This is a genomic window from Paenibacillus sp. L3-i20 (assembly GCF_022180385.2).
Classification (GTDB): domain Bacteria; phylum Bacillota; class Bacilli; order Paenibacillales; family Paenibacillaceae; genus Pristimantibacillus.
Genome location: NZ_BQME02000001.1, coordinates 369,279 through 382,087 on the forward strand (window position 1 = coordinate 369,279; position 12,809 = coordinate 382,087).

Sequence of the window (12,809 nt, forward strand, 5' to 3'; positions counted from 1 at the left end):
CCTTATTAATAAAACGCACTAACCTTGAGTCATACCAAAGCGGGGAGCGTCGAGAATTATGTGTAAATGAAAATAACCTTTTCTTATAGAAGAAAGAATTAGTCCTTAGTGGTGAACAACTCTTGTAGTTCTGCACGTGCTTGATCAAAGCCGATATGACAGCGTGTAGCGAAGCGCTGGTTATAGCCTTCTAGCTGGCATACTAAGAACTTTTCCAGTGCTTCTTCATGTGGAAACTGTTCCATCCGCTTCGTATATTTTTTAATTTGTTTGTTGAATGATTCAATTACATTCGTTGAATAGATACTTCTCCAAATCGATTTAGGAAAGCTGTAGAACGTGAGGATGTGCGGGTTTTCTCGTAAAGACTTTGTTACTTTAGGATAGGAAGATTTCCATTTATCACAGAAGGAATGTAGCGCTGCCAAACCGGCTTGCTCATCCTCTGCTCGATAGACCGACTTAAAATCTTCACAAATCGTTGCACGATCAGATACACGTACTTTATGTGCAAACGGTTTCACGTCTTACTGCAATGTAGGTAGCGTCGATGTAGACGCACACATAACGCTTTACTAACGGCCGTTTAGTGAAGGCATCTACGTGCTCCACCATCACTTTCGTCATGTTGGAGACCGTCTGTGGCGTGTAGTGATGACCATACATCTTCTCAATAAGGTCAGCAATTTCCGTCATCGTGACGCCTTTTTGAAACAAGTGAATAACAAAGGACTCTAGCGTATCATTGGAACGCTTGTACGGAGCAACGGTCTGCTACCTGAACTCCCCATTACGATCTCGCTGAATAGTGAGCTCTAGGCCCCCATATTCGGTGTGTAGTTTACGTACGTATCCACCGTTACGTGAATTTCCAGAATTCACGCCAATACGGTCATATTTTTCATAATTTAGAAACGCTGTTATTTCCGTTTCTAACAAATGATTCATAGCTAATTCCAGGTGTGAGCGAAAAACTTCTGTGATATCCTGTTTTGTGACTAGAGCTTGGACCAAATCTGATGTAAAACGATTCATAGGGAAGACCTTTTTGATATTTTCTATTTACACAAACCAGCTAATATCATGTCAATACGTTCGCACAAACTTTTTTTCTAAAATATAGAAAAAGACAATACGAAAGTAACCCCCAATGAAAACTGGAGTTTTGTGTAAAATTATCCTTTTTAACGGATTAGGAAGAGTGGTAATAAACCGATTTTTTAAGCATGGCGAAAATCATATGCAATAATTTTTTGGTGCAAGCAATAAGTGCAACCCGGTGAGGCTTTCCTTCAAGCCTCTTCTTGTCATAAAAATTCCGAATACGTTCGTTTCTCACTGCTCCTCGAATACCGCAAAGCACAGCCAAATAGAGCGCTCTTCTTAGACGGGAAGACCCTCGTTTTGTTATACGATTTTTAGTGGCTGTAAACGTACCTGATGAGAATACGCTAGGATCAATACCTGCAAATGCAACAAGTTTTTTGGCATGAGGGAACGAGGAGATGTCCCCAATCTCTGCAAGAATGGATGACGCAAGCTTATCTCCAATACCAGGAATAGAGCGCAACAAATCAAAACCTTGTATGCTTGTCGCTTTGATTTTGATGGCTTGCTCAAGATCAGCAAGATGGTTTTGATACTCCATGAGCAAGCTAATCATAAGAAGCAGTGCTCTAACTTGTGATGGGCTGTATTCCACGATGAGACTGTTCTTAGCAGCGCAAATGATCGCGTCGGCTTTAAGCGATGCCCAGGAGATCGACCGATTGCAGTGTGTCCGAATGATCGTCTCAATTTCCCCATGATTTGCGGTGAGGACGTGTTCCGGTGTAGGATATTTCCTCAATACCTCAAGTGCAGTTTTAGAGAAGAGCTGACCGAATAGGGTGGAGTACAGCGGAAATAGTTGATCCAATATCGATTGGAAGTTAAGCTGGGCTTGAACATAGGTATGGCTAATCATTTCGTGCTGCCTACATAAGAATCGTAGCTCGTCTTGTTCAAGGGGTCTTGATGGAGCTGCTTGGAGCTCCTCTTTGTAAAAGAGCTCTGCTAGATGCTTAGCATCCTCGGCATCGGTTTTCACTTTCCTAAGTTTGGATTTACGTGCACGTTGCGGGATAAGTGGATTGAGTGTAATGACCTCATAGCCCTTCTTTTGCAATACAGCTACAATTCCTAGATGGTAATGCCCAGTGGATTCGAGAACAACAACGGGTCTCAGACCGACCAACGTTCCAACCTCTTGTAATGTTAGTAACAAGACATTCATTTCTTCATGAGTATGCTGAAAGCAGAAGGGTTTACCGTAAGGTTTGTTTCTTTCAAGTAAGATGAATCCTTCGCTTTTTCCCTTAGACACATCGATGCCAATAACAGGTCTCATAAGCTCCTCCTACAAATGAAATCGCCGGTCCTACTAACCATTGCACGTCCATAGCTTCGCGTGTTATTCGAGATCTAGGTCTCAACCAGCTTAATCATGGTTTGCACAATAGCAGGTGGACAGTTTGTGTAACGGGCTTATTGCCCTGATATTTTATCGTCCTCCCCGGCTACAGCTATTGTAATTGAAAATGAGGTCAACCAGATTAAGCTGGCTAACCTCATAATACGAAGATATTTTACGCTCTCCCAAAGCGCTCTGAGAAATTGTCCAAATTTACTATCGAATCTAGTTTTCCAGCAATTCCTACCAATAGTGAAGAAGTAGCTACAATTCATACTCACGTTCTACATCATTAAATAGATTCTTACTCATCAAATCTTTCATTACTTACTTCAGTATTAAAAATACCCATAGCCCAATACCTTTTATTTAAGGTGTTTAGACTATGGGTCCCTACCACTGCTCTGAAATATTGATTAGATTAAATAATTACTTTTTTTTCGTGAACTTGTCAATCCAAGATAGCCACTTCGGTTTAAATCTAATACTTGTCGGTGTACCATGGTAAAACGCATGCGATGGATCATTCTTAAAAAATAATTCATTCCATTCATTGGGTTTGTCTGTTTCAACAATGTTGTGCTGTTTCTTCTGTCTATCGAAGTACTTTAAACAAGTAACACATTTAAAGGTCTCCGTACCATCCGTAGCTCCTGCATAGTAATACAATTCACATAAACATATGGGACAATAAAGTATGTGATGGGTTAGTATTTTATTGAATAACTTCATTTATTACACTCCTTAATTCAAACCAAACAGTTTTTTTATTTTTTCCTCATCAGCTGCAGAAGGCTTCGCCCATTTCATTTCAGCAGCTCGACCCGAACCAGTCACCTGCCACTTCCCATCATGATAGAAAAGATTAAATCCTAAATCTTTTTTTGTCAGTCCAAGTCCTTTATGTGTAACATTGTAACCAACATCCTGTAAAACTGCTTCTACTGTACCATCGCTACGAATAATTCCAGTAACGGATCTCTTAACATCTAATGATTTCTGAGCGATTGCATTTAATCCCGGGATTGTTGTAACTGTTTTTGAATTAGTCAATTTAGCAACTGCTAATGTAACACCGCCCGTTATCGCGACGGTTCCATACGTGTAAGTTCCAGTTGTTGCGACCTCAAGAGCAGCGAAACCAGCAGAAGGATTCGCTAACACTGCACCCGTCAAAACCCCCGCTGAGAACCATTTAAATGCATCTTCTAATGTCCAATCACTTTTTGCCATATTCCAAACTTGTTCACCGACATCATCAGAGACTGTATTCATCCAACTATCGTCCCCTAGTTGCCATCTCAAATATAACATTTTAATCTGATCTGAACGATACGCATCTAGGTTAGATCCAATATCAATATGTTGGTTTCCAGAAGGGTCAAAATACCTTAACGGATTGTTAATTACATACGTATAAAGATTCAAACTAAGCGGACTCCCTAGTTCCCCCTCATACGTATCCTTATTAATAAAGCGCCCTAAGCTTGGGTCATACCAACGAGCCCGGAGATACTGTAATTGAGATGTGGAATCCCATAGCTCACCTGAATAACGGAACGGGTTTGCAATCTGCTCATTCGCTGTTAGCGTATTCCCCCACAAATCATAGGTATATTCATTCAACGACACGTTTCCTGTATGATCGCGCATCTCAATGACGTCACCATGACCGTTGTGCAAATAATAAGCTTGACCTGCTGCATCCTGCCTTGCAGCCAACTGATGCCCACGTACATATCTTGCTTTGAATGTAGCATTTCCGTTGCTATCCACAGTTCCTTCAGCGATGATGTTTGGTCCGTCGTAATAATATCTCGTCGTAACGCCAGCTTCTGTTCGTTCGTAAAGCAATCCATCGCCATTATAACGATAGGTAACTTCTTTCCCATCTACTACTGCTTTTGTAAGTCTATTCTGAGAATCATAGGTGTAGGATTTATCTGAAAACATTGCATTATTAATAGGCTGTTCCGTACTGAGTGTAGCCCGATTGTCACGATTATCATACAAATAGCTTTCATTAAATTCACTCGATGTCGCAATTCGGCTTAATGGATCGTATGTGTAGGATTTATTGATGGCTACATTCGCTTGGCTGCCTGAAGAATTGATGATATTTCCATTCCCATCATACCCATACTGGAACGAGTGTAGCAATGATCCATCATTCTTCTGATGAGACATGTTTTGTAGACGCAAACCTTTATAGTTCATAAGCGTCTTATTACCGTTCTTCAGCGTTATATTCTTCATTAAGTTATTGGTATAGTACGTATAGGATACTTCTTGATCAGTAGCTGACGCCCCAACACCAGTTAAGCGATTACGATTATCATACGTATAGGTTGTAGCATAAGAGAAAGGATCTGTCATCGAATCTCGGAGGCCTAAGCTATTATACGTGTAGTTAATGCTTTTTTGATCGGGATAGGTTGTTTTCAATAACTCCCCTGTAGATCCCTTATATTCGTATAACGTTGACCCCGTTATATCCGTCATAGACTGTCGTCTTCCCGATAAATCATACGAATAGGTTTTTGTTTCATCTGGTGCTTTGGCTTGAATTAATCGATTGCGATTATTATAAGCGTAGGAAAACGTTTGCCCTTTCCGATCAATATGACTAATCATATTACCACTTAAATCATAGGAGTAGGTATCATTCATTCCCAGTTCATTCGTTTGTCTAATTAAACGCCCAAGCTCATCATATTGCTTTAGTACTTGGTTTCCATCAGGGAATTTAATTGATTTCAACATACCTGCTAGTGAATACGCATAGTCGTATTCCTTATTTAGAGCATCCTTCACCTTTATCACTCGACCTAATACATCATAAGAATACAGTGTAGTGTCCGTTGCATTCTCTTGGGACAACACATTACCATCATAGTCATAAACCATAGAAGACGTCTGCCGGTATTGACCATCACGCCACTCTTCTGTCAGTACCGTTCGACCAAGTATATCCGTTGTGTTCCGCCACTTATTACCTTCTGGATCAGTCGAGATCATTCGGCGGTTCAATTCATCATACTCTTTTAGTTCGAATGAATTATCTGGATTCGTTATTTTTTTAATTCTGTCCCATGCATCATACTCAATTTGCTTTGCTCGACCCAGATTGTCTTTCTCCCATAGAACGCGCCCATAATGATCATATTCGTATGAGCGTAGTACTCGATAAGTTCCATCTAATACAGCTTCTTCGATCAAATTGCCTAAACGGTCCCATATATTACGAGTCTTGACACCAGTTTCATCAGTGAATACAGCTTGATTAGCAGAACCATCTATAAACTCCGCAGTTGCAAAAGATCCATCAGGATGTGTGACTCGTATTAAACGATTACCTTTATCATATTGATAGTTTGTCGTATTGAGCTTCCCATCAGTGACTGATTTAATCAATCCAGATGACGGATAATAGTCTAGTCGGTTCTCAATGGCCTCTACTTGATTATTTGCATTTGTTGTTGCTATTTTTTGTTTGGTTGGGAATGCACCTAAATAGATACTTCCGTACTCTGTTTCATACGTAATATTACGGTTATCATCTTTAATAATTGTCTGCTTAACATTGCCATGAGAATCGAAGTTTTTATATTCACTCTGAGCTATTAATGTGCCATTAACATTGTTATTTCGTATTGTCATTTGAGTAATACTTCCATGAGCATTACGTTTGTATTCAGTAAAACGGGTTTGACCCGTATATACCGGGCTGGATATACTACTTAGCAAATGTGTCACCGAATCGTAGGTATAGGTAGTCGTTAGACCAAGCTCATTCCTTTCCGTCAATACATTACCGTAATTATTATAGGTTACTGAGGTTTGAACTTCTGAGGTTGTCGCATTCCCTTTTTTATATTGAACTTTAGTTTGAATCGGTGATGAGATTTTTCTGGCTTCATCATATTGATAAGTCGTAATCCGTTGCTCATCTCCTGCGGTTACAGTTGCCTTATTCGTATAAAATTGTGGTGCTTCGTCTGCATTAGCTACCTTCTTACGATGATCAAATACATTTGTCGTACGTCCATCATTCATATTGACATAAAAATTTGAGATGTTTGTCCCGTAACTGCTAGCATAATCCGTATTATGCCCTTGTGGATTAGTATAAGTGAAAGAGCGTAAATTGTACGCTTTATTGCTGACAATTTCTCTGCGGGAAGCAATTCTATATGCATTCTGTACGGCATTAGCTCCTATACTTCGCGTAACAGGTGCAGCTTCATACACATATCGTGTCCTTGAGTTTGTTGGGTGGAAGGTGTGCAATAGCAATGCCGCTATATTTTTTTTAGTAGGATTGGTACCTATAAGACTAAAATTAACATCTTTCATGTCATAGAGATAAGCTGTTTCTCTTCCTAGCGAATCCTCTACAATATACAAGAGTTCTGTCTTTAGTTGTTGAAATGGTGGTAATGGGTCATATGTTATGTGTTCATCCTTTGTGTATGTGACTGTCTTATCACCTTGAGTCAATATCACTTTATTTGAAACGTACGAAATATTAATAGAATTGCCTATTGCATCAATAATACTGGTTAGTACGGTTCCATATGTCGGATCTTCACTATAATGAAATTTTATCGTATTATCGTACCGATCAGCTATTTGAATTAATCGCCCGTTAGACCCAAAGTAATGATATGTCCCCTCAATAGACTTTAATACCGTATTTGAGCGAACTCCGTTTACAGTAACGGACGTGTCATGAGCGAGGCTCAAATCCTGAAACGGATAACCTTTCAAATTATTTCCTGAAATTTCATAAGTTCCTTTTCCTTGAAAATTGAGATAACTTTTCCCTTCTACCGTCTTAATGAATGGTATATTCCACATCCACCCTTTTCCAATTGGGAATACCTTTTCTTCGTAAGTCTTTTCTTTCGCCTTATTTTTCCATCCTAAAAATATATTATCAGATGAACCGTAAGAAAACATTTCATTGGTCTGTTGGTGGAATTGTTGTACTCTTCTGTACTGAACACCGTTTGCATCTGGGTACGACCATTCTGTATAGGTCGTTTTACCTCTATTTAATTGTACATAAACCAACCATCCTAGCGCATCCCATGTATTACTCATAGTCCCATCAGTTACATACATCGGACTATATTCAAACCTGCCGGAAATAAAACTGGATGGAACATCAACTATTTGTCCATTATATTGTCTTTGGTCATATTGAGTAGCATTAAAGGTCACTTGACAAAAGCAAGATACATTAGGATACACCTCTGCTTCATATAAGTTCGCGTTCGAGGCGTCGTAATATCTCCCCAGTGTAAAGGAAAGACCATTTCTCCCCGGCAAGGTAAGGTCTGTTGTCTCCACGCTTAAGTTTCCGTTTAACGTAGATATACTTTCCTGTTGAGAATCAATTGAAAAAGGTGCTTGGGCTGTTTTAATGTTCATATTAGAAATTGCTTTTAAAATACTTGGATCAGGGACATATGTATTCATCAAAGCCATTTTCGCATTATCATATGCGCGTGGCCCTTCAAATTTGATTTGTTTACCCGTTTCTTTCTTATTTTTGGATACAAGTCCCGGCACAAATGGGAGTGTTTGAGGTCCTTTTTCTCCTAAGTCTTGCTTTGGCATCTGTTCTTCTAATAATTCTTTTGACTCCGTCTCGTACAAATCAACATTTACAACCTTGGTAGGTGGTAAATTTTCATCTGCTTTTGAAACAGCACTAACACGCTTATCTGTTATCCCAAATGGAATCATCGTTATTATTAGCACAATACATAATACAACAAGCAAATACTTTTTCACTTCTATTTCCTCCTCAATATTAGTTGCCTCTCGACTTTTGCCAAGGCAGATGGGACAAGGCCATCAAACTTCCTTTTCTCCTACTAGCTCATTTTCTGTATATTCACATCATCAATGGACAAAGAACCACCACGATGTACTCCCCAGATTAAGTAGTAATTAGGGGAATCGCCGGTCGTGAATAAGACTGTTTTTTTACCAATTTCTCCAACTTCTCCTGTCCACGTTGTTCCTCCTCGATCAAAGATTGGAACTTGTCCATCTAACGACCTTGCTAAAAAGTAGAAATTTCCATTCTGATCGGAGTTTTGATTTATCTTAAAATTAAACTTCACCTGATATGTCGTATTAGGTTCAAACTGAAGCTTTCTCTTATCCGAATGTAAAAACTCTAGCCATTCTACCGAGCTCTCTGATTCTCCAAGGATAGAATATTTCCCGCTGATCACTTTTGATGGATCATTCGTAATTCTACCTGCATATGCTGGAGCTCCTCTAGTAAATGGAGCAACCAAATAATCTCCACTTTCAAATGACTCCTCTACTTTTTTTATTTCTACATCATCTATTGACAAAGAACCACCATAGTGGATTCCCCATATCAAATAATAATTATTAGAAGGTCCTGTCGTAAACGTGAATACCTTATTTCCTACCTCACCCTCCTTCCCTATCCATGTATTACTCCCGCGATCATTACTATGGTCACCATCCGATGCCCTCGCTAAAAAGTAGAAATAGCCATCTCGATCGGAAACTATATTCACCTTATAGTTGAAACTCACCTGATATGTCGTATTGGGTTCAAATTGTTGTTTATTTAAATTTGTATACAGAAATTCCCACCACTCTTGGCTACTTGATGACTCTCCTAAAATTGAGGAACTACCGCTCACTACTTTTGAAGGAATATTCGTAATACTTCCAGCGTGTGCAGGGTGTCCCTGAGTAAAAGGCGTTACAGCGTAGCTGCCACTTTCAAATGATTCACTTACTTTTTTTATTTGAATATCATCAATTGACATTGCCCCACCATAATGTATTCCCCAAATTAAGTAGTAATCATGAGCGGGACCTGTAGTAAAGGTAACTACTTTATTTCCTACTTCACCTACCTGACCCGTCCATGTATGAGAACCTCGATCTTTACTATGGTCACTTCCTGCTGCCCTCGCTAAAAAATAAAAATAGCTATTGTTATCAGAAACCATGTTTATTTTGTACTTAAATTTAATTTGATAAGTTGTATTCGGTTCAAATCGGAGCTTGCTACGGTCTGAATGCAAGAACTCCCACCAATCTTGGCTTCTTGGTGATTCTCCATAAACAGAATAATTTCCATTGATGACTTCTTCTCGAATGCCGGTAACATTTCCAGCGTTATTTGGGTAACCTGAGTAGTATCGAGTTGAGTTGAATTGTCCACTTTCAAATGTATCTTTATACCAATCAGTCGTACTGTTCAGTAGATTTCCATTCAAATCGTATTCATAATTTTGCATTAACTCTTGTCCGTAGTGCCTAAACTTTATCATTCTCAGCTTACTTGTTGCATCGTAGAAGGATTCTGTTGCAAACGAACTATCAGCAATGTTCTGAGCTTGCACAGATTGTGCTTGCATAGGTTGTGTTTGCATAACTAGTAGTATTGCGATAATCAGTAAGTATTTTAACTTCTTTATCATATTTTCCTCCAAATTTAATCTTCTATCTACTTCTATCATTTCCGTACCGAGATTAAATTTCCATTGGCATCATAGTAGTAGTTGATAACTTCGCCATTTTTATTTTCTACTGATATCAATTTTCCTTGAGCATCATAGACATACCTTGTAGCACCTATCTCTTTTTTGTAACTGACTGGGTAATTTAGAGCAGATTGAGGAATGACACTCTTATTTACACTTGGGCTCGACCATTTTAAGATTGCTGTTGCATGGCCAAAGTTTTCAAAATATTCTATTCGAATATCGTATCGCTCCCCTGCCGTTAAACGTATCGGCGTACTGGCATGCTCGATGTTGTTGTCCTCCCATTTGTCTAAAAGAAGTTCGTTATCCACCCATATCCGAACACCATCATCCGATAACATGTAAAATGTATAGTCATCTGTAATCTCGGGAACAATCTGACCTGTCCAGCGAGCAGAGAATGTATCCGCTTCCATATCTGCAATTGGGGAAAATTCTGTCCATGAGAAATCTATGTTTTTATCTTGCCTCGTGAGTCTCAACTCCTTAAGATCACGATCATTATAATACTCTCCTTTTAACCCTGTCCCACTCACTCTATCAGGAGGATATAAAGCACTCTGCGGAATAACTTCTTTAGATTGTTTCGAGCTAGACCACTTCAAGGCCGCTGTTGCAACACCCTGATTCTCATAATACTCCACTCGTATGTCATAACGTTGATCCGCATTAAGCTGTATGGGGACGCTCGCAAATTCACTAGCCTGGTCTTTCCATCTATTTAATATGAGTTGATTATTCACCCATACTCTCACACCATCGTCAGATGCCATATAGAACGTATATGTATCCGTAAACTTAGGAACTACAAAACCTGTCCACACTGCTGAAAAAGTGTCGCTATCGATTAAAGGAGAAGGAGAACTTGCTTCCCATGAAAAATCTATTACTGCATCTGTTCTCGAAAATTCTAAGTTAGTCAAGTCAACATTGTGGTAATACTCCCCTTTCAGACCAGTTCCAAATCCCTTATCAGGGGGAAATAGAGCACTTTGAGGAACAACTTCTTTTACTTGCTTCTGACTCGACCATTTCAACGCTGCTGTTGCAAGACCGCGATTCTCAAAATATTCAACTCGTATGTCATACCGCTGACCTGCTATGAGTTGGATCGGTATACTAGTAAATTCGCCAAACTGATCTTCCCACTTATCCAGTATCAATTGATTATTAACCCATATCCTCACACCATCATCAGATGCCATATAAAACGTATACGTATCTGTAAAATTAGGAGCCACGTAACCAGTCCATAAGACGGAGAAAGTATCATTCTCAAGTAATGGAGAAGGTGAACTGTCCTGCCAAGAAAAATCAACTTTAGCATCAGTTCTAGTAAGCTTTAAATTTTTCAAATTAATATCATTATAATACTCACCTCGTAAGCCCGTTCCATTCAATTGGTCAAGTATATACAACTGAGCGTGCGGTACTATTTCTTTAGCTTGGCTATTACTAGACCACTGTAACATGACATTAGCTACACCAAAATTCTCATAGTACTCTACTCGTATTTCATTTTTAGTTCCTGCCGTTAAGTATATTGGTATACTAGAATGCTCTATATTTTGATCAACCCATTTGTCAATAACTATCTGATTATTAACCCACAATCGAATTCCATCATCTGCATACATATGGAATTGGTACGACTCACTATATTTGGGTACGACATATCCTGTCCAACGAACAGAAAACGTGTCACTTTCGATAGATGCATCAGGAGTCCCATCCCCCCACTTAAAGTCAATAGTAGCATCGTTTCGGGTCAATATCGGGTTTGTAAGATCAATACTATCGAAATATTCTCCTCTCAAACCGTTCACGGACTGCACGCTGTTGGCATTCACCTCTGTGCGCCAAATAAAAATGACACTGAGGATAATCACCATACAGATACTTGAGAAAATTCTTTTCATTTCACTGACTTCCCTTCCATATAATAGAATACTTTACTTATAATAATAGTAATCGTGACTTTAGTCCATATAATTTTTATGGACTTTTTCACTATTCTCTAATTGACTCCCCTTCTCCATCAAGTCGGAATGAATAGGGTTTCGGACAAACAAAATAAACAGCTAACACCTAAAATCAGAACTATGACCCGATAGGGGACACTTTTTTAAGAGTCCGCCTTTCGGGTCATAATTCAGAATTAACGATTCATTATTTGTTTATCTGCTTTTATTAATCATTTTTCTTATCTACTCGTTCTTTGGATAATAGGAATACCCCGGGTATTTTACTATAAACAATTTTTCCTTCTGCAAATATTTGATGAATTCTGGTCCTACATTTAGGTTATTTTCTACTAGTTGTTGCGGTGTGAGAGCCATCCACTGATTCAGCGAAACATCTTCAAAGCGGTCACTCTTAAACATCACCAGAACCCATAAGCTTTGATTTCCAGTAATCTGGATATAATGACCAAATGCAAACGGTACATATCCGACATCCCCAGCACGATAATCGAAAGTTCGAGCTGTACCATTAGGTGCCATAACCGTCATGCGCGCTGTGCTCGAAATATAATATTGCCATTCATCATTGTTTGGATGCAAGTGCATTTCTCTCATAGCGCCCGGTTTGATTTCTAACAACGATGCGGCTATTTGAGTCGAAATAGGAAAATTGGTTGAGTCTCATGTTCACCCCCGCAAGTGTAGTGGCTATCGGCAACTTCCCGCGACCAGCCGCCGCATATGGATGTCAGAGAACGAGAACTTCAGGTTTGGAAGCGTCCCGGCATCAATGACAGGTGGAACTAACATATCGGGGTTCTCCATGTCTCGCATGGCGTC

4 protein-coding genes and 2 pseudogenes are annotated in these 12,809 nt (G+C 39.3%); all 6 read right to left on the reverse strand.

Annotation, left to right across the window (positions count from 1 at the left end):
- Positions 1-98: 98 nt before the first annotated feature.
- The 6 genes and pseudogenes from MFF31_RS01780 to MFF31_RS01805 all read right to left on the reverse strand — a co-directional run bounded on the left by MFF31_RS01780 (position 99) and on the right by MFF31_RS01805 (position 12,803).
- A pseudogene (locus tag MFF31_RS01780) lies at positions 99-1,035 on the reverse strand (transposase).
- A 157-nt stretch (positions 1,036-1,192) separates the two neighbouring features.
- A complete protein-coding gene (locus MFF31_RS01785; protein WP_238186459.1) occupies positions 1,193-2,389 on the reverse strand; it encodes an IS110 family RNA-guided transposase in 1,197 nt (398 codons plus the stop codon).
- A gap of 807 nt (positions 2,390-3,196) precedes the next feature.
- A complete protein-coding gene (locus MFF31_RS01790) occupies positions 3,197-8,254 on the reverse strand; it encodes an RHS repeat domain-containing protein (protein ID WP_238186460.1) in 5,058 nt (1,685 codons plus the stop codon).
- 83 nt (positions 8,255-8,337) lie between these two features.
- A complete protein-coding gene (locus MFF31_RS01795; RefSeq protein ID WP_248565378.1) occupies positions 8,338-9,939 on the reverse strand; it encodes a hypothetical protein in 1,602 nt (533 codons plus the stop codon).
- A 35-nt stretch (positions 9,940-9,974) separates the two neighbouring features.
- Positions 9,975-11,924, reverse strand: coding sequence for a PA14 domain-containing protein (locus MFF31_RS01800; RefSeq protein WP_238186462.1), 1,950 nt, complete (start codon positions 11,922-11,924; stop codon positions 9,975-9,977).
- Between the two features lie 288 nt (positions 11,925-12,212).
- Positions 12,213-12,803: pseudogene (locus MFF31_RS01805) on the reverse strand (cupin domain-containing protein).
- Between the last annotated feature and the right edge of the window lie 6 nt (positions 12,804-12,809).